The sequence below is a fragment of the Streptomonospora nanhaiensis genome (assembly GCF_013410565.1).
In the GTDB taxonomy this organism is placed as follows: domain Bacteria; phylum Actinomycetota; class Actinomycetes; order Streptosporangiales; family Streptosporangiaceae; genus Streptomonospora; species Streptomonospora nanhaiensis.
Window position 1 is genome coordinate 4865706 of record NZ_JACCFO010000001.1, and the last position, 18462, is coordinate 4884167.

Consider the following 18462-nt stretch of genomic DNA (forward strand, 5'->3'; position numbering starts at 1 on the left):
CAGGAGGACCCGCGGCGTGTACCTGAAGACCCTCACGCTGCGCGGTTTCAAGTCGTTCGCCTCAGCCACCACCCTGCGGTTCGAACCCGGCATCACCACCGTCGTCGGCCCCAACGGGTCGGGCAAGTCCAACGTGGTCGACGCACTGGCCTGGGTGATGGGCGAGCAGGGCGCCAAGTCCCTGCGCGGCGGAAAGATGGAGGACGTCATCTTCGCGGGGACGTCCTCCCGCGCCCCCCTGGGCCGCGCCGAGGTCAGCCTCACCATCGACAACTCCGACGGCGCGCTGCCCATCGACTACACCGAGGTCACCATCAAGCGGACCATGTTCCGCAACGGCGGCTCGGAGTACGCCATCAACGGCGACACCTGCCGGCTGCTGGACATCCAGGACCTCCTCAGCGACTCCGGTATCGGCCGCGAGATGCACGTCATCGTCGGGCAGGGCCAGCTCGACACCGTGCTGCACGCCGGCCCCGAAGAGCGCCGGGCCCTGGTCGAGGAGGCCGCCGGCATCCTCAAGCACCGCAAGCGCAAGGAGAAGGCGCTGCGCAAGCTGGACGCGATGCAGGGCAACCTCGACCGCGTCACCGACCTCACCGCCGAGCTGCGCCGCCAGCTCAAGCCGCTGGGCCGCCAGGCCGAACTCGCCCGCCGCGCCGCCGTCATCCAGGCCGACCTGCGCGACGCCCGGCTGCGGCTGCTCGCCGACGACATCGTCACCCTGCGCGAGGCTTTGGAGAAGGAGGAGGCCGACGAGGCCGCCGTGCGCACCCGCCGCGAGGCCGCCGAGCGCTCCCTTGCCGACGCCCAGGCGCGCGAGGCCACCCTGGAGGCCGCCGCCACCGAGGCCGCCCCGCTGCTGGCCGCCGCCCAGGACGCCTACCACGGGCTGTCCCGGCTCAAGGAGCGCCTCAGCGCCGTGGCCGGCCTGGCGGCCGAGCGCCACCGCCACCTGGCCGCCGACCCCGGCGAGGAGCGCTTCGGCCGCGACCCCGACGACCTGGAGCGCGAGGCCGAGGAGGCGCGCGCCCAGGAGGAGGAGCTGCAGTACCGGCTGGACGACTCCCGCGAGGTCCTGGAGCGGTCCGTGGCCGAGCGCGCCGCAGCGGAGGAGGCGCTGAAGGAGGAGGAGCGGCGGGTGGCCGCCGCCGCGCGCGCCGCCGCCGACCGCCGCGAGGGCCTGGCCAAGCTGCGGGGCCGCGTCGACGCCCTGCGCAGCCGGCTCGCCGCCTCCGAGGCCGAGGTCGAGCGGCTGGACGCCGCCGCCGTCGAGGCCCGCGAGCGCGCCGAGGCCGCCCAGGCCGAGTACGAGTTCGCCGAGGCCGACGCCGCCGGCCTGGACGAGGGCGACGCCGAACTCGACGCCGCCTACGAGCGCGCCAAGGAGCGGCTGGCCGCCGTCGAGGCCCGGCTCAACGAGCTGCGCGACGCCGAGCGCACCGCCGAGCGCGAACGCGCCGCACTGGCCGCCCGCAAGGAGGCCCTGGAGATGGGCCTGGCCCGCAAGGACGGCGCCGGCGCCCTGATGGCCGCCGGCGACCGCCTGCCGGGCCTGCTGGGCTCCGTCGCCGCGCTGGTCGAGGTCGAGCCCGGCCACGAGACCGCCGTCGCCGCCGCCCTGGGCGCCGCCTCCGACGCCGTGGCGGTGGAGTCCCTGGCCGACGCCCTGGCGGCGCTGGACCTGCTCAAGGGCGACGACGCCGGGCGCGCCGGGATCGTGGTGGGCGCCGGTGCCGCCGCCACCGTCCCCCGCGCCGAATGGCCGCGGCCGCCCGCGGGCCTGCGCTACGCCCTCGACGCCGTCACCGCCCCCGCGCCGCTGCACGGGGCGCTGACCGCGCTGCTGGAGCGCGTGGTGCTGGTCGCCGACGCGCCGGCGGCCCGCGACCTGCTCGACTCCCACCCCGACCTGCGCGCCGTCACCGCCGAGGGCGACGTGTTCGGCCCCGGGCTCGTGCAGGGCGGGTCGTCCTCGGCGCCCAGCCTGCTGGAGGTGCAGGCCGCCGTCGACGAGGCCGCCCAGCTTCTCGCGCGGGCAACCGAAACCGCCCGGCGCGCCGCCGCCGACCTCGCCGAGGCCAAGGAGGAGCGGGCCGACCTCGCCACCGAGCTGGACGAGGTCACCGCCCGCCGCCGCGCCGCCGACAAGCGCCGCAACGACGCCGCCCAGCATCTGGGCAAGCTCGGCGGGCAGGCGCGCGCCGCCGCCGCCGAGGTCGAGCGCTACACGGCCGCCGCCGCCAAGGCCGCCGCCGGCCGGCAGAGCGACCTCGACGCGCTCGCCGACCTGGAAACACGGCTGGCCGAGGCCGAGGCCGAGCCGCTGGACGACGGCGAACCCGACACCGAGCGCCGCGACGCCCTGGCCGATGCGGCGAGCGCCGCGCGCGCCGCCGAGACCGAGGCCCGGCTGTCGGTGCGCACCGCCGAGGAGCGGGTGCGCTCCATCGCCGGGCGCGCCGACTCCCTGCTGCGCGCCGCCGAGGCCGAGCGCCAGGCCCGCCGCCGCGCCGCCGAGCGGCGCGCCCGCCGCCGCCGGCAGTCCCGGGTCGCCGAGGCGGTCGCCGACGCCGCCGCCCAGGCCCTGGAGCGCATCGCCGTCTCGCTGGCCCACGCCGACACCGAGCGACGAACCGCCGAGGAGGAGCGCGCCGCCCGCGACGCCGAACTCAAGACCGTGCGCGCCCGCGTCCGCGAGCTGTCGGTGGAGCTGGAGAAGCTGGTCAACGTCGTCCACGGCAGCGAGGTCGCCCGCGCCGAGCGCAGGCTGCGCCTGGAGCAGCTGGAGACCCGGGCCGTGGAGGAGATGGGCGTGGACGTCGACACCCTCATCGCCGAGTACGGCCCGCGCGTGCCCGTGCCGCCGCCCGCCGACGCCCCCGAGGACGAGGCCGTGCCCGTCCCCTACGTGCGCGAGGTCCAGGAGAAGCGGGCGCGCGCCGCAGAGCGGCAGCTCAACCAGCTCGGCAAGATCAACCCCCTGGCGCTGGAGGAGTTCGCCGCCCTGGAGGAGCGGCACGCCTTCCTCAACGCCCAACTGGAGGACCTCAAGAAGACCCGCCGCGACCTGCTGTCGGTGGTCGAGCAGGTCGACGCCCGGGTGCAGGAGGTGTTCTCCGCCGCCTACACCGACGTCGAGCGGGAGTTCACCCAGATCTTCGGCCGGCTGTTCCCCGGCGGCGAGGGCCGCCTGGTGCTCACCGACCCCGACAACATGCTCACCACCGGCATCGAGGTCGAGGCGCGGCCGCCCGGCAAGAAGGTCAAGCGGCTGTCGCTGCTGTCGGGCGGCGAGCGCTCGCTGACCGCCGTGGCCTTCCTCGCGGCCATCTTCAAGGCCCGGCCCTCGCCGTTCTACGTCATGGACGAGGTCGAGGCCGCGCTGGACGACACCAACCTCCAGCGGCTGCTGGTGATCTTCGAGGAGCTGCGGGCCTCCTCCCAGCTCATCGTGATCACCCACCAGAAGCGCACCATGGAGGCCGCCGACGCCCTCTACGGCGTCACCATGCAGAACGACGGCATCTCCCAGGTCATCAGCCAGAAGCTGGACCGCGACCGGCCAGGCCCCTGACCGGCCGCGCCGCGCCACCCGCCCGCGCCCGGCCCCCGGCCGCCGGTTAGAGTGGGGGAGTCGCCCGTGCCCTGACCGGCCGGGCGACGGCACCGAGCGAGCGAAGTCCGGTGCGGGCGCCCTTTCGGGCGCACCGCGCAACCCGGCGCTGTCCCGCAACTGTGACGCCCGCCCCCGCACGGCCCCTGGGCCGCGCGCGAGGCGGGACGAGCCAGGCCGCCTCACCGGTGCCGCGGTGTTCCCAGTCCTCGCAGGAAGGACGGACCGCTCCGCGCCCGCGGGCTGCCCGTTCCCTGCCCAGCCCGTGAAGGAGTCCCGTGCGCAGCGCCCGTCGCCTGCCGGCCGTCCTGCTGCTGGCCGCACTCACCCTCTCCGCCTGCGGCGGCGGCCAGGAGCCCGCCGATCAGGACCAGGGAGCCGCCTCCCCCGGCGAGGGCTTCCCCGTCACCGTCGAGGACGGCACCGGCGAGGTCACCATCGAGGCCCGCCCCGAGCGCATCGTCTCGCTGTCGCCCAGCAGCACCGAGATGCTGTTCGAGATCGGCGCGGGCGACCAGGTGGTCGCCGCCGACGAGTTCTCCAACTACCCCGAGGACGCGCCCACCACCGACCTGTCGGGGTTCACCCCCAGTGTGGAGGCCGTCAGCGAGTACAACCCCGACCTGGTCATCATGGCCCGCGACGCCGAGGACGCCGCCGCCCAGCTGCGCGAGGTGGACGTCCCCGTGCTGCTGATCCCGGCCGCCGAGACCCTGGACGACACCTACTCCCAGATGCGCATGCTCGGCGAGGCCACCGGGCACGCCCAGGAGGCCGACGAGGCCGCCGACCGGGTGGAGTCCGAACTCGACGCGGTGGTCCAGGAGACCACCGAGGAGGTCGGCGAGGTCGACCTGACCTACTACCACGAGCTGGACGACGGCATGTACTCGGCGACCTCCCAGACCTTCATCGGGCAGGTCTACGAGCGGTTCGGCCTGGAGAACATCGCCGACGAGGCCGAGGACACCGCCGGAGGCTACCCCCAGCTCTCGGCGGAGTTCATCGTCGACCAGAACCCCGACCTCGTGTTCCTCGCCTACGAGGGCGAGGACGCCGTGGCCGACCTGCGCGGCCGCCCCGCCTTCGACTCCGTCACGGCGGTGAAGAACGACGACATCGTCCAGCTCGACCCCGACATCGCGTCCCGCTGGGGCCCGCGCGTGGTCGACCTCGCCGAGAGCGTCTCCGAGGCCGTCACGGCCGCCGCGCGGGAGCGGTAGGCGGCGGCCCTTGCGCGCTCCCCGCCCGGCCTGGATCTGGGTACCGGTCTCGGCCGGCGTGCTGGCCGCCGCCATGGTGGTCGGCGCCGCCGCCGGCTCCGCCGGATTCGGTCCGCTCGACGCCGCCGCCGCCCTGCTGAGCCGGCTGCCGTTCTCGCCGGTGGCCTCGCCGCTGAACGACCTCCAGTTCGCGGTGCTGGTGGAGCTGCGGCTGCCGCGCGTGGTGCTGGGTGCCATGGTTGGCGGGCTGCTGGCCGCGGCCGGTGCCGCCTACCAGGGCGTCTTCCGCAACCCGCTGGCCGACCCCTACCTGCTGGGGGCGGCCGGCGGCGCCGGGCTGGGCGCCACCCTGGTGCTGGCCTACGGCTCCGACCTCCTGGACTCCCCGCGCGCCCTGGTGCCGGTGGCCGCGTTCGTCGGCGCGCTGGCCGGTGTCGCGGCGGCCTACCTGCTGGGCGCGGTCGCCGGGACCGGCGGCACCGCCACCCTGGTCCTGGCGGGGGTGGCGGTGTCGTCGTTCCTGTCGGCGGGCCAGACCCTGGTGCAGATGCTGCGCACCCAGGAGCTGCGGCGCATCTACACCTGGCTGCTGGGCGGCCTGGGGCGCGGCGGCTGGGACGACGTCGGCATGGTCGCGCCCTACGCCGCCGTCGGCCTGGCCGTGCTCATGGTCTCCGGCCGGCTGCTGGACCTGCTGGCGCTGGGCGACGAGAAGGCGGTCAGCCTCGGCCTCAACGCCACCGCCGTGCGGGTGGCCGTGATCGCCGCCGCCTCGCTGTGCACCGCCGCCGCGGTCGCCGTCAGCGGGCTGATCGGGTTCGTGGGCATCGTCGTGCCCCACATCGTCCGCCGCCTGGTGGGTACCGGCTACCGCATGATCCTGCCGGTGTCCCTGCTCACCGGCGCGGCCTTCCTCGTCCTCGTGGACATCGCCGCGCGCACCGCGATCGCCCCCGCCGAACTGCCGCTGGGCGTGGTCACAGCCTTCCTCGGCGCCCCGTTCTTCGTGTTCGTCCTCAGAACGACACGCAACAGAGCCGGGTGAGTCACCGGTGCGTGACCTGATCGAGAGCGCTGATCTGGGAGACTGGAGCGGTTGCGGCTCGTTCCCGGTCCGATGCGCGCGAGCGGTGGTCAGCCCTTACCCGGCCGCAGGCACACGCTAGGAGACTGATGGACTACACGATCTTCGCCGTGATCATCTTCGTCGTCGCCCTGCTGGTGTTCGGCGGAGTCTTCCTGATCCGGCCCCGGCGGCCCGAGGCACCGCCCAAGGCGCCGCCGCAGGAGCGCGAGGACGGCGCCGGCACCACCACGGCCGAGCCCGAGGCCGCCGAGGAGCAGGGCGCCGGCCCGGTGGTGGTGGCGCCCGAGCCCGTGCCCGAGGCGCCGCCCGCTCCCGAGATCGAGATGCCCCCGCCCTCGGCGGGGCGGCTGGTGCGGCTGCGCGCCCGGCTGGCGCGCTCGCAGAACGCCCTGGGCAAGGGCCTGCTCAGCCTGCTGTCGGCCGACCGGCTGGACGACTCCACCTGGGAGGAGATCGAGGACACCCTCATCACCTCCGACGTCGGTGTCACCGCCGCCACCCAGATCGTGGAGAGCCTGCGCACCAAGGTGAAGGTGCTGGGCAGCCGCACGCCCGAGGAGGTGCGCGGCCTGCTGCGGGCCGAACTGCTGGCCCAGATCGAGACCGACCAGGACCGCGCCGTGCGCACCGAGCCGCACGCCGGGGGCCCGGCGGTGGTGATGGTCGTGGGCGTCAACGGCACCGGCAAGACCACCACCACCGGCAAGCTCGCCCGCGTGCTGGTGGGCGACGGCCGCAGCGTGGTGCTGGGCGCCGCCGACACCTTCCGCGCCGCCGCCGCCGAGCAGCTGGCCACGTGGGGCTCGCGGGTGGGCGCGCCGGTCGTGCGCAAGGACGAGGGCGCCGACCCCGCCAGCGTGGCCTTCGACGCGGTCTCGCGCGGGACCGCCGACGGCGCCGACACCGTCATCGTCGACACCGCCGGGCGGCTGCACACCAAGACCGGCCTGATGGACGAACTGGGCAAGGTCAAGCGCGTCATCGAGAAGAAGACCCCGGTGAACGAGGTCCTGCTGGTGCTGGACGCCACCACCGGCCAGAACGGGCTGCGCCAGGCGCGCGTCTTCGCCGAGGTCGTCAACATCACCGGCATCGTGCTCACCAAGCTCGACGGCACCGCCAAGGGCGGCATCATCGTCCAGGTCCAGCGCGAGCTGGGCGTGCCGGTCAAGCTGGTGGGCCTGGGCGAAGGGCCCGACGACCTCGCGCCCTTCGACCCCGAGGCGTTCGTCGACGCCATCCTCGGCGACGCGGAGTAGCGCCGACCGGGCCGGGCGCCCGCCCGGCCCGCCCCGGCCGCCCCGGCGGGGCCTACACCAGCACGTCGCGGCGGTCGAACCGCAGCCCGGCCAGCGCGACCAGCGCCACGGGCGCCGCCACGAGCACGGCGGTGAAGCCGGGGTCCAACCCGTTGGTGAGCGGGTCGGGGCCCAGCGCGTAGTAGAACGCCGAGCCGAACCGCAGCCACTCCAGCTCCTCGACCTGCAAGGCCAGGGTGTTGCCGAGGTAGCCCACCGCGGCCAGCACCGCGGCCCCGCCGATGGCGTACGCCCGGCGCCCGGTGGCGGCGCCCAGCGCCAGGGCCGCAGCGCCGTGGCACAACCCCGCCAGCGCCACCGCCGCCGCGGCCGCCGCCAGCTCCGCCAGGCCGATCCCCAGCTCCAGCGGGGAGTCCAGCACCGCCGGCACCGCGAACACGGCCGCGCCCAGCAGCGCGTCGAAGGCCGCCAGCGCGGCGAAGCGCTGCCACAGCACCCGGGCCCGGCTGACCGGGTGGGCCAGCACCAGCTCCAGCCCGCCCTCCTCCTCGTCGCCGGCGATGGCGCGGGCGCCCACCGCGATCGAGGCCACCGTGACCAGGATCGGGGTCAGCAGGGAGAACACGGTGCCGCGCAGGTAGCCCTCGGGGGTGGACAGGTCGCTCCAGCCCATGGCCTCGGCGATCTCGGGCATCTGCCGGGTGAGCGCCGCCATGGCCGCGCCGGACTCCCGCATCGACGGCCAGAACGCGGTGTAGAGCGCGGTCACCGCCGCCACACCGGCCGACCAGCCGAGCACGCCGCGCCGGTTGTCGCGCAGGAACGCGCCGAAGACGTCAGGCCCCCGCATCGCCGGCCTCCGCTCCGCGGGCGGCCCCGCCCTCGGTGTAGTGGGTGAAGAACAGCTCCTCCAGGTCGGGCTCCTCGCTGGTGAGGCCGAGCACCGTGTGGCGGGCGGCCTGCTTGACCAGCGCGTCAGGGCTCCCCTCGACCGTGCAGGTCAGGGTCGCGCCGTCGACCGCCGCGTCGCGCACGTGCTCCAGGGCGGCGAACTCGGCCGCGCCGACCGGCTCGGCGAAGGTCAGGGTGACCCGGCGCAGCGCGCGCTCGCGCAGGTCGTCCATGTCCTCCAGCGCCGCGATCCGGCCCGCGCGGATGACGGCCGCCCGGTCGGCGACGTCCTGCACCTCGCTGAGGACGTGGGACGACATGAACACGGTGCGGCCCTCGGCGCGGACCTCGCGCACCATGTCCAGGAACTCCTGCCGCAGCAGCGGGTCCAGGCCGCTGGTGGGCTCGTCCAGGACGAGCAGGCGCGGCCGGTGCATGAACGCCTGCACCAGGCCCACCTTCTGCCTGTCGCCCTTGGACAGGCCGCGCAGCGGGCGGTCCAGGTCCAGGTGCAGGCGCTCGGCCAGCCGCTCGACCTCGCCGCGGGGCACCCCGCCGCGCAGCCGGCCCAGGAAGGCCAGCAGGTCGCGGGCCGGGCGGCGGGCCGCCAGGGGCAGCTCGCCGGGCAGGTAGCCCACGTCGCGGCGCAGCCGGACCCCGCCGGAGCGGGGGTCGGCGCCCAGGACGGCGACCTCGCCGGAGTCGCGCCGGACCAAGTCGAGCAGGATCCGGATGGCCGTGGTCTTCCCGGCGCCGTTGGGTCCCAGGAAGCCGAAGACGGTGCCCTCGGGGACGTCGAGGTCGACGCCGGCCAGGGCGCGGCGGCGGCCGTAGCTCTTGGCCAGCGCACGGCAGGTGATGACGGGGGGATGGGCGTTCATGGGCGGTCATCTCGATTCCGCGTCGGCGAGGCAGAGCCTTCCCCGTGCCGCCGGGGGCCAGCCGCCGCCTAGCGGGTTCTTAACGCCGCCGGGGGGCTGACCGATTCGCGCCGGGTGGGGCGCGGGCCCTCTCGGGCGCTTCCCGCGGCCGGTCTGAGCGGTTGCTTCACTGCGGCGTAACAGGTGCGGACATCTCTTTACGCCGGTGCAACAAAGGTGCCGACGTGCAGAAACACGGCAATACGAAGGTTGCGGACGTGGTGATCTTCGCCGAGCCCGACGACGTGCTCGCCGACCCATCCTCGGACGAACCGCGATCCCCCGCCCGATCTATGGAGGCGACTGAATGGACGGCATCGACAGCGGCACGACCGCGTGGCTGCTCATATCCTCGGCGCTGGTAATGCTGATGACGCCGGGCCTGGCGTTCTTCTACGGCGGCATGTCCCGCGCCAAGAGCGTGCTGAACATGATGCTGATGAGCTTCGCGAGCATCGCGATCGTCAGCGTCCTGTGGGTGCTCATCGGCTACTCGCTGGCCTACGACACCGCCGGGCCCTTCATCGGCGGCTTCGGCCTCGCCGGTGTCACCGGCCTCATCAGCTCCGTCGACGGCGGCATTCCGGTCCTCCTCGACGTCGCCTTCCAGATGATGTTCGCGGTCATCACCGTCGCCCTGATCAGCGGCGCCATCGCCGACCGCGCCAAGTTCGGGGCCTGGCTGCTGTTCGTCCCCGTCTGGTCGATCCTGGTCTACTCGCCCGTGGCCTACTGGGTGTGGGGTGACGGCTGGATCGGCAGCCTGGAGATCGGCGGCTACGGTGTCATCGACTTCGCCGGCGGCACCGCCGTCCACATCAACGCCGGCGCCGCCGCGCTCGCGCTGACCTTCGTCCTGGGCCGGCGCAAGGGCTTCGGCTCGGAGTCCATGCGCCCGCACAACCTGCCCTTCGTCCTGCTCGGCGCGGCCCTGCTGTGGTTCGGCTGGTTCGGCTTCAACGCCGGGTCCGCCTACGCCGCCGACGGCGCCGCCGCGCTCGCCTTCCTCAACACCCAGGTCGCCACCGCCGCCGCCACCGGCGCCTGGATGCTGGTGGAGCGCATCCGCTACGGCAAGGCCACCGCGCTGGGCTTCGCCTCCGGCGCCGTCGCCGGCCTCGTGGCCATCACCCCGGCCGCCGCGGACCTCACCCCGCTGGGCGCCATCGCGCTCGGCCTGGTCGCCGGCGCCGTCTGCGCCTACGCCATCAGCTGGAAGTACAAGTTCAAGTACGACGACGCCCTCGACGTGGTCGGCGTCCACCTGGTCGGCGGCATCCTCGGCTCGCTGCTGATCGGGCTCCTGGCGGCGTCCTCGGCCAACGGCTCGGCCGGCCTGTTCTACGGCGGTTCGCCGGCGCTGCTGGCGGTGCAGGCGATCGCGGTGGCCGGCGTCCTCGTCTACTCGTTCGTGGTCACCTTCGTCATCGCCAAGATCATCGACCTGGTGATGGGCTTCCGGATCCCCGAGCACGTCGAGACCAACGGGCTCGACGCCGAACTGCACTCCGAGACCGCCTACGCCTTCGACGAGCTGGACGAGATCGAAGGCGGAGAGCTCTCCTCGCCGACGCCTCCGGGCGAGGAGGTGGCCTCACCGCAGGCCCGGCCGACCGCCTCAGCGTAGAGGCGGGCACGGCCGCGGCACGCGCTGCGATGAGGTGACGAACGAGCCGGCGGGGACGCGGTCCCCGCCGGCTCAACCGCGTGCGGGACATGCGCGCGTGGCCGGAGTCACGCCCCGGGGCGCGCGGGGCGCGCAAGGCCCGGCGGTGCCGGGCACCCGGCCACGTGCGGCCAGCGCCTTGACGCGCCGGGACCGGTCCGACGCCTCCGCCGGTTCGGTACGCTTGTGCGGCAACGGAGGGGCGCAGCGCACACCGCGGCCTCCGCACGGTGTCCCAACCCGCCCGCGTGCCCTCGTCCCGGCGCCTGGCGCCGCTTCAGCGGCCCGGCGCCCCCTTGGCGCACCGTGCCAAGTCGATCCAGCCGACTCCGCTCAAGACACGCGCACCCCGTGGCAGGGGGCCAGGAGGCAAGATGTCGCCGGTTCATTCCACCTCGCGCCGATCGCGCGGACCGCTGGGGCTCGCCGCGGTGGCCGCGGCGGCCGTCCTCGGCGTGTCCGGCTGCTCCATCGACCTCAGCCACCTGCGGCCGGGCGGCGGCGACGAGCCCTCGCCCTCGCCCACCCCCGTCGACGCCGCGCCGCTGCTGGAGTCGGCGCTGGAGTCGCTGCGCGGCCAGCCCGCCGTCACCGTGCAGGGGCAGGTCTCGGCCACCGAGAACAGCATCGTCAGCGACATCGCGCTGACCACCACCGCGGCCGGCGCCTCCTACGGCACGCTCCAGGAGAGCGAGAACGAGGCCGAGGTCATGGCGGCCGACAGCCGGATCTTCGTGAACGCGCCCGAGGAGTACTGGCTGGACCAGAACGTCATCAACCCCGACACCGACTCCTACGCCGACAACTGGGTGCGGGTCTCGGCCCGCCAGCTCGGCTTCGACCCCGGTGCGGTGCTGGCGCCCGCCCAGCTCGCCGACATCATCGGCGCCATGGCCCCCGACGGCGGCCGGGCCACGCTGGAGAACCTGGACGGCACCACCGCCCACCGCGTGGACCTGCGCGGCGGCGAGCAGAACCGGGTGTGGATCGGTGAGGAGTCCGGCGAGCTGCTGCGCGCCGAGATCGAGCAGCTGGCGCCCGAGGGCGCCGAGGACGGCCCGCGCAGCCGCCTCAACTTCACCCCGGCCGAGCCCGCCGACGTGGAGTCGGTCTACACCGACGTCCTGGCCGTGGCCAACGACGGCCTCAAGGGCGCGCCCGACTCCCGGCTTCCGGTCAACTGGAGCGGCCAGCTCGAACTCAACTGCGAGACCGGCGGCGCCTGCACGGTCAGCGGCACGGTCAAGGACGACTCCGAGGGCGACAGCGGCGACAGCGTCGTGGTGCGCATGGACGCCACCGTCTCCAACGACGAGCTGGGCTCCAAGGAGTGCGACGACACCGGCACCCTCAAGGCGGGCGGCACGGTCGACCTCTCCTGCGGCGTCGACTTCAACCTCGCGCCCAGCGCGTCGCCGCAGAGCTACGAGGTCAGCGGCGACGCCCAGCTGTCCACGCGGGCGCTGACCGGCGAGGCGCGCGAGGAGTTCGTGACCACCATCGAGGAGCAGCGCGACGCCGCCCTGGAGAACCCCTCGGGCTCGCCGTCGGCCTCGCCCTCGGAGTCGGCCGGCGACTGACCGGGCGCCCCCGCCGACCGGGTGACGGCCGGGGCGCGCGGGCGGCGCCCCGGCGGGTAACCTAGGAAGCCAATCCCGAGACGAAGGACTGGCCACACTCGTGTTCGAGACGCTATCCGACCGGCTGACATCGGTCTTCTCCTCGCTGCGCGGCAAGGGGCGGTTGTCCGAGGAGGACATCAACGCGACCGCGCGGGAGATCCGTCTCGCGCTGCTGGAGGCCGACGTCGCGCTTCCGGTCGTCCGCTCCTTCATCGCCCAGGTCAAGGAGCGCGCGCAGGGCGCCGAGGTCTCCAAGGCGCTCAACCCCGCTCAGCAGGTCATCAAGATCGTCAACGAGGAGCTTGTCGAGATCCTCGGCGGCGAGACCCGCGAGATCCGGTTCGCCAAGACCCCTCCGACGGTCATCATGCTCGCCGGCCTCCAGGGCGCCGGCAAGACCACCCTGGCGGGCAAGCTGGGCCGGTGGCTGGCCGCCGAGCGCAACACCCCGCTGCTGGTGGCCGCCGACCTCCAGCGCCCCAACGCCGTCACCCAGTTGCAGGTGGTGGGCGAGCGCGCCGGGGTCCCGGTGTTCGCGCCCGAGCCCGGCAACGGCGTGGGCGACCCCGTGGCGGTGGCGCGCGCCTCGATCGAGCAGGCCCGCCGCAACAACCACAACGTCGTCGTCATCGACACCGCCGGCCGCCTCGGCGTCGACAGCGAGATGATGCGGCAGGCGGCCGACATCCGCGACGCCGTCCAGCCCGACGAGATCCTGTTCGTCGTCGACGCCATGATCGGCCAGGACGCGGTCAACACCGCCCAGGCGTTCCTCGACGGCGTCGGCTACGACGCGGTGGCGCTGACCAAGCTCGACGGCGACGCCCGCGGCGGTGCGGCGCTGTCGATCCGGCACATCACCGGCCGGCCGATCATGTTCGCCTCCACCGGCGAGAAGCTGGAGGACTTCGACCTCTTCCACCCCGACCGGATGGCCTCGCGCATCCTGGACATGGGCGACGTGCTCACGCTCATCGAGCAGGCGCAGCGCACGTTCGAGGAGGAAGAGGTCGCCAAGATGGCCAGCACGCTGGCCTCCGACGACGACTTCACCCTCGACGACTTCCTCCAGCAGATGGCGATGGTCCGCCGGCTGGGGCCCATCAGCAACCTGCTCGGCATGATGCCCGGCATGGGGCAGATGCGCGACCAGATCGGCAACGTGGACGAGAAGGACCTCGACCGCATCGCCGCGATCATCCAGTCCATGACTCCCGAGGAGCGCCGCACCCCCAAGATCATCAACGGGTCGCGCCGGCTGCGCATCGCCAACGGCTCGGGCACCCAGGTCAGCGACGTCAACGGCCTGGTCACCCGCTTCTTCGAGGCGCAGAAGATGATGCGCCAGATGAAGAACGGCGGCGGCATGCCGGGAATGCCCGGGATGCCGGGCATGCCGGGGGCGCTGCCCGGCGGCCGCAAGAAGGGCAAGGCCCAGGCCAAGAAGGGCAAGAAGGGCAAGCAGCGCAGCGGCAACCCGCTCAAGGCCAAGCAACAGGAGGCCGAGCGCGCGGCCGAGCGGCAGCGCCGCCGCGAGGAGGGCGGCGACCAGCCGCAGATGCCGCAGCTCCCGCCGGGTCTCGGCGGCGGCCAGCTCCCGCCCGGCCTGGGCGGCGGCATGCCCGACCTCTCCAACTTCAAGCTGCCGCGCAAGTAGCTCCGAACGGCCGCCGCGCGCGGCCCACAGCACGGTCAGCGCGGCGGGCCGGGCACCCCAAGTGCCCGGCCCGCCGCGCTTTCGCGTTCCCGCGGGCGGGCGCCCGGCCGTGCCGCGCGCCCGTTGCGCGGGCCTGTGACCGGAACCTCATCGCCCGCGCCGCCGGACCGATGCCGCCGAACGGGTGTTGCGTTGCGCCGCGTCTGGCAGAATGGGTGGTTGACTAACGGTGTGATGGGCCGGCCCTCTAACTAGCCTGGACACCTACGTCCCCGCCCGCTGACCCCGCCGCATCCCCACGCGGGGCGGTCGTGGGCACAGAGCATCGCAACTGGGAGAAGACCACACTCGTGGCTGTCAAAATCAAGCTGAAGCGTATGGGCAAGATCCGTACGCCGCAGTACCGCATTGTCGTCGCCGACGCCCGCACCAAGCGCGATGGCAAGGCCATCGAGGAGATCGGCAAGTACCACCCGAAGGAAGAGCCGAGCTTCATCGAGGTGAACTCCGAGCGGGTGCAGCACTGGCTGTCTGTGGGGGCACAGCCCACCGGCCCGGTCAAGACCATCCTCAAGCGCACCGGCGACTGGCAGAAGTTCAAGGGCCTGACCGAGCCGGCGCCGCTGAAGGTCGCCGAGCCGCGCGACAAGGAGGCCGAGGAGGCCGCCTTCCAGGCCGTGCTCAAGGAGCTCGTCCTGCCCGAGAACGACACCAAGGGCGGCGAGTCCAAGGGTCGCGGCCGGAAGTCCTCCGGGGCGTCCGAGAAGAAGGCCGACAAGGCTGAGAAGGCCGAGAAGGCGGAGAAGTCCGACGCCGCTCCGGCCACCGAGAACACCGGCGAATCGACGACCACGGAGCCCGAGGGCGAGGTCTGACGTGCTGGAAGAGGCGCTTGAGCACCTGGTTCGAGGCATCGTCGTGAACTCCGACGATGTCCAGGTGAGAGCCCGCAGGCTCCGCAAGGGCAAGGTGCTCGAAGTCCGGGTCCATCCCGACGACCTCGGGAAGGTGATCGGCCGCAACGGCCGCACCGCCAAGGCGCTGCGGACGGTCGTCGGCTCGCTGGCCGGCGGCCGCTACGTCCGCGTCGACCTGCTGGACCTGAACGAAGTGCGCTGATCTGCGCTTGGCCCGGCGCCCGTGCGGCGCCGGGCCGGGGCGCCGCTGGGAACACGAGCGGCGCCCCGTCGGCATGTGCGGAGACCGCTTCGGTGCCCGCACGCCCCTGCTCCCCGGGAGGACCATGCGTCTCGTTGTCGGCCGGATCGGCCGCGCCCACGGCGTCCGCGGCGACGTCGCCGTCGATGTGCGCACCGACGACCCCGCCGCCCGCTTCGCGCCCGGCTCCCGGCTCGCCACCGACCCCGCCGACGCGGGGCCGCTGACCGTCTCCTCGGCCCGCACCCACTCGGGGCGGCTGCTGGTGCGCTTCGCCGGCGTCTCCGACCGCACGGCCGCCGAGGGGCTGCGCGGGGTGACCCTGTGGGTCGACTCCGCCGACGTGCCACCCGTGGACGACCCCGACGAGTTCCACGACCACGAGCTGATCGGCCTGCGGGTGCGCACCACCGCCGGCGAGGAGGTCGGCGAGGTGGCCGACGTCCTGCACAACGCCCAGGACGTGCTGGTGGTCGCCGACCCCCAGGGCGCCGAGTTCCTGGTGCCCTTCATCCGCGACCTCGTGCCCGAGGTCGACCCCGCGGCCGGGGTGCTGGTGGTCGATCCGCCGCCCGGACTGCTCGACCTGGGCCGCTGACCGCCCGCCCGTTCGCGGCGCGCACGCCGCGCGCCGCCCTTCCCTCGCGGACCCCGCACCCCTATGCGCATCGACATCATCACCATCTTCCCCGACTACTTCGCGCCGCTGGAGCTGTCGCTCATCGGCAAGGCGCGGGCGGCCGGCATCCTCGACATCCGCCTCCACGACCTGCGGAGCTGGACCCACGACCGGCACAACACCGTCGACGACACCCCCTACGGGGGCGGCCCCGGCATGGTCATGAAGCCCGAGCCGTGGGGCGAGGCGCTGGACGCGGTCATCGGGGCGGGGCGGGCCACCCCCGACCAGGGCTCCTCCCCCGACACCCCTGACGGCACGCCCGGTCCCGGCGCGGTGCCGCGGCTGGTGGTGCCCACCCCCAGCGGCACCCCGTTCACCCAGGAGCGCGCCCGGCGGCTGTCCGAGGAGCCGTGGCTGGTGTTCGCCTGCGGCCGCTACGAGGGCATCGACTCCCGGGTGGCGGCCGACGCGGCGCGGCGCATGCCGGTCGAGGAGGTCAGCATCGGCGACTACGTGCTCGCCGGCGGGGAGTCGGCGACGCTGGTCATCGTGGAGACGGTCTCGCGGCTGCTGCCGGGGGTGCTGGGCAACGCCGAGTCGGCGGTGCAGGACTCCTTCGCCACCGGCGCCATGGAGAACCTCCTGGAGGGGCCGGTCTACACCAAGCCGGCGCACTGGCGCGGTCTGGAGGTCCCGCCGGTGCTGCTGTCGGGCGACCACGGCGCGGTGGACCGGTGGCGGCGGCACGAGGCGCTGCGCAAGACCGCGCGCAACCGGCCCGAGCTGCTGCGCGCGCTGGCCGAGGCCGGGATGGCCGGCCTGGACCGCCGGGACCGGGAGCTGGTGCGGGAACTTCTGGCCCAGACCGCCGCCGAGCAGGGGCGGGAGGGCGCCGGCCGGGAGGCGACGTTGCAGACCGGTGCCGAACCTATGGCAGACTAGACGAGTTGCCCCTGTCGTCGCTCGTGTTGCCCGCATGCCGGAACTCCGGCGCAGGCCGCCCACACCCGGCAGAGGCACCTACGACCCCAGCAGCAGATCCGCCCGCGCGAACCGCTCCAGTTAGTCGCCGCGGCGCGCAATCGATGAGGAACCGCTGAGATGCACACCGCTATTCAGGAAATTGAGAAGGCTCAACTGCGCTCGGACATTCCTGATTTCCGCCCGGGCGACACGCTGAACGTGCACGTGCGGGTCACCGAGGGCAACCGCTCCCGCGTCCAGGTCTTCAAGGGCGTCGTGATCCGGCGGCAGGGCGGCGCCAGCCGCGAGACCTTCACGGTCCGCAAGATCAGCTACGGCGTGGGTGTGGAGCGCACGTTCCCGGTCCACACGCCGGTGATCGAGAAGATCGAGGTCGTCTCCCGCGGCCGCGTCCGCCGCGCCAAGCTGTACTACCTGCGCAACCTGCGCGGCAAGGCCGCCCGCATCCGCGAGCGCCGCGAGCCCGTCGCGAACTGAGCGCACTCGCGCGACCGGTGGTGCGGCGGAGGTTTCCGGCTGTGCCTTTTCCGGCGGGAGGGGCCGCGCTCGGATAGGCTTCGGTTCCGATGAGCAAACTGGAATCGGCCTCTTGCGCGGCCACCGTCACCACCGGGCGCGTCGGCGGGAACCGGTTCGGCGACTCTGGCTCTTCCACGCGCGTGCGTGGAAGGGCCAGAGTCGTGTCGGGCCGGGGTGCGCGCGACCGGGCGACACCGGTGGGGCCGAGGCAGCCGACAGCGCAGGAGGTTCGATGAGCGCCAAGAGGGAGAGTGCCGGCGAGAGGTCGGAGAAGTCGGGGTCGTTCTGGAAGGAACTCCCGATCCTGATCGTCATCGCCCTGGTGCTGGCGTTCGTGATCCGCACGTGGATCGCGCAGCCGTACTGGATCCCCTCGCGGTCGATGGAGGACACCCTGCTGATCGGTGACCGGGTCATCGTGAACAAGTTGGTGTTCCAGGTGCGCGACATCGAGCGCGGCGACATCGTGGTGTTCAACGGCGACGGCTCCTGGGACGAGGAAGAGGGCGCCCTGCCGGTCGAGGAGCCCACCAACCCGATCTCGCGGCTGTTCAACTGGGTGGGCCAGCAGTTCGGCGCCGCGCCCACCGGCCGCGAGTACATCAAGCGCGTGATCGGGCTTCCGGGCGACACCGTGGCCTGCTGCGACGCGCAGAACCGGGTCACGGTCAACGGCGTCCCCCTGGACGAGCCCTACCTGTACCCGGGCAGCCAGGAGACCCACGTGGAGTTCGGGCCGGTCGAGGTGCCCGAGGGCCGGCTGTGGCTGATGGGCGACCACCGCGCCATCTCCAAGGACTCCCGGATGCACCAGAACGAGCCGGGCGGCGGCACCATCGCCATCGACCACGTGGTGGGCCGGGCCTCGGTGATCGTGTGGCCGTTCGACCGCATGGACACGCTGCCCACGCCCGACACGTTCGCCGAACTGAACGAGGCCGGGGCCGAGGAGCAGGCCGGCGAGGGCGCGGCGGGTGAGCCCGCCGGCGCCGAGGCGGTGGAGGCGTCGGCGGCGCTGCCGCTGGTGCTGGGGGCGGCCGCGGCCGTGCCCTTCCACCTCACGGGCCGCCGCGTGCTGCGGTCGCTGCGCCGGCCGGACTCCGCGGTGGTGGCCGCGGCCGTCCCGCCGGAGGAGCCGGACGGGCGCGCCGACACAAAGTGACACGGCGGGCGTGCTCGCGCGGGCCGGGCGGGTGGTCGGCGGGCAGAGCGGGCGGGCCCGGCGGGCCGGGCGTCGG

General features: G+C 73.8%; 15 protein-coding genes. 13 read left to right on the forward strand and 2 right to left on the reverse strand.

Going from position 1 to position 18462, the window contains the following annotated elements:
* Nucleotides 1–16: 16 nt before the first annotated feature.
* From smc to ftsY, 4 genes are all read left to right on the forward strand, one after another.
* Nucleotides 17–3577 carry a chromosome segregation protein SMC gene (smc, locus tag HNR12_RS21625; protein WP_179769289.1) on the forward strand — a complete coding sequence of 1187 codons (3561 nt, stop codon included), beginning with the start codon at nucleotides 17–19 and terminating at the stop codon, nucleotides 3575–3577.
* Nucleotides 3578–3894: 317 nt separating this feature from the next.
* On the forward strand, nucleotides 3895–4839 hold the full coding sequence (locus HNR12_RS21630) for an ABC transporter substrate-binding protein (protein WP_179769290.1): 945 nt from the start codon (nucleotides 3895–3897) through the stop codon (nucleotides 4837–4839).
* A gap of 10 nt (nucleotides 4840–4849) precedes the next feature.
* Nucleotides 4850–5884: a FecCD family ABC transporter permease gene (locus HNR12_RS21635; protein ID WP_372454489.1), complete on the forward strand. Its 1035-nt coding sequence runs from the start codon at nucleotides 4850–4852 to the stop codon at nucleotides 5882–5884.
* Nucleotides 5885–6012: 128 nt separating this feature from the next.
* Entirely contained in the window at nucleotides 6013–7185 is a 1173-nt protein-coding gene (gene ftsY / locus HNR12_RS21640; protein ID WP_179769291.1) for a signal recognition particle-docking protein FtsY, read from the forward strand.
* Nucleotides 7186–7237: 52 nt separating this feature from the next.
* Here the strand turns inward: ftsY and HNR12_RS21645 are convergent, their stop codons facing one another.
* Complete coding sequence (locus tag HNR12_RS21645) at nucleotides 7238–8035, reverse strand: ABC transporter permease subunit (protein ID WP_179769292.1); 798 nt, start codon at nucleotides 8033–8035, stop codon at nucleotides 7238–7240.
* Nucleotides 8022–8957, reverse strand: coding sequence for an ABC transporter ATP-binding protein (locus tag HNR12_RS21650; protein WP_179769293.1), 936 nt, complete (start codon nucleotides 8955–8957; stop codon nucleotides 8022–8024). The genes HNR12_RS21645 and HNR12_RS21650 overlap by 14 nt, the downstream gene beginning before the upstream one ends.
* Before the next feature lie 346 nt (nucleotides 8958–9303).
* Between HNR12_RS21650 and HNR12_RS21655 the strand changes: the two genes are divergently transcribed.
* From HNR12_RS21655 to lepB, 9 genes are all read left to right on the forward strand, one after another.
* On the forward strand, nucleotides 9304–10623 hold the full coding sequence (locus tag HNR12_RS21655; RefSeq protein WP_179769294.1) for an ammonium transporter: 1320 nt from the start codon (nucleotides 9304–9306) through the stop codon (nucleotides 10621–10623).
* Nucleotides 10624–11036: 413 nt separating this feature from the next.
* Nucleotides 11037–12242, forward strand: coding sequence for a hypothetical protein (locus tag HNR12_RS21660; RefSeq protein ID WP_179769295.1), 1206 nt, complete (start codon nucleotides 11037–11039; stop codon nucleotides 12240–12242).
* A 100-nt stretch (nucleotides 12243–12342) separates the two neighbouring features.
* Nucleotides 12343–13941 (forward strand): signal recognition particle protein, encoded by a 1599-nt coding sequence (gene ffh, locus HNR12_RS21665; protein WP_179769296.1) that lies wholly within the window; start codon nucleotides 12343–12345, stop codon nucleotides 13939–13941.
* A 350-nt stretch (nucleotides 13942–14291) separates the two neighbouring features.
* Complete coding sequence (rpsP, locus tag HNR12_RS21670) at nucleotides 14292–14816, forward strand: 30S ribosomal protein S16 (protein ID WP_179769297.1); 525 nt, start codon at nucleotides 14292–14294, stop codon at nucleotides 14814–14816.
* A 1-nt stretch (nucleotide 14817) separates the two neighbouring features.
* Complete coding sequence (locus HNR12_RS21675) at nucleotides 14818–15060, forward strand: RNA-binding protein (protein WP_179769298.1); 243 nt, start codon at nucleotides 14818–14820, stop codon at nucleotides 15058–15060.
* A 124-nt stretch (nucleotides 15061–15184) separates the two neighbouring features.
* Nucleotides 15185–15697, forward strand: coding sequence for a ribosome maturation factor RimM (gene rimM, locus HNR12_RS21680; protein WP_179769299.1), 513 nt, complete (start codon nucleotides 15185–15187; stop codon nucleotides 15695–15697).
* A 63-nt stretch (nucleotides 15698–15760) separates the two neighbouring features.
* Nucleotides 15761–16663, forward strand: coding sequence for a tRNA (guanosine(37)-N1)-methyltransferase TrmD (trmD, locus tag HNR12_RS21685; RefSeq protein ID WP_179769300.1), 903 nt, complete (start codon nucleotides 15761–15763; stop codon nucleotides 16661–16663).
* Between the two features lie 159 nt (nucleotides 16664–16822).
* Complete coding sequence (rplS, locus tag HNR12_RS21690; RefSeq protein ID WP_179769301.1) at nucleotides 16823–17182, forward strand: 50S ribosomal protein L19; 360 nt, start codon at nucleotides 16823–16825, stop codon at nucleotides 17180–17182.
* A 274-nt stretch (nucleotides 17183–17456) separates the two neighbouring features.
* The gene (gene lepB, locus HNR12_RS21695; protein ID WP_179769302.1) at nucleotides 17457–18386 is read left to right on the forward strand and encodes a signal peptidase I; all 930 of its coding nucleotides are present in this window, start codon (nucleotides 17457–17459) and stop codon (nucleotides 18384–18386) included.
* Nucleotides 18387–18462 lie beyond the last annotated feature (76 nt).

What these genes read in the sequence shown, in the direction of transcription:
- rplS (WP_179769301.1), top strand. Translation starts at nt 16,823, where the DNA reads ATGCACACCGCTATTCAGGAAATTGAGAAGGCTCAACTGCGCTCGGAC.
- lepB (WP_179769302.1), top strand. Translation starts at nt 17,457, where the DNA reads ATGAGCGCCAAGAGGGAGAGTGCCGGCGAGAGGTCGGAGAAGTCGGGG.
- HNR12_RS21645 (WP_179769292.1), bottom strand. Translation starts at nt 8,035, where the DNA reads ATGCGGGGGCCTGACGTCTTCGGCGCGTTCCTGCGCGACAACCGGCGC.
- trmD (WP_179769300.1), top strand. Translation starts at nt 15,761, where the DNA reads ATGCGCATCGACATCATCACCATCTTCCCCGACTACTTCGCGCCGCTG.
- HNR12_RS21650 (WP_179769293.1), bottom strand. Translation starts at nt 8,957, where the DNA reads ATGAACGCCCATCCCCCCGTCATCACCTGCCGTGCGCTGGCCAAGAGC.
- ftsY (WP_179769291.1), top strand. Translation starts at nt 6,013, where the DNA reads ATGGACTACACGATCTTCGCCGTGATCATCTTCGTCGTCGCCCTGCTG.
- rimM (WP_179769299.1), top strand. Translation starts at nt 15,185, where the DNA reads ATGCGTCTCGTTGTCGGCCGGATCGGCCGCGCCCACGGCGTCCGCGGC.
- HNR12_RS21660 (WP_179769295.1), top strand. Translation starts at nt 11,037, where the DNA reads ATGTCGCCGGTTCATTCCACCTCGCGCCGATCGCGCGGACCGCTGGGG.
- HNR12_RS21655 (WP_179769294.1), top strand. Translation starts at nt 9,304, where the DNA reads ATGGACGGCATCGACAGCGGCACGACCGCGTGGCTGCTCATATCCTCG.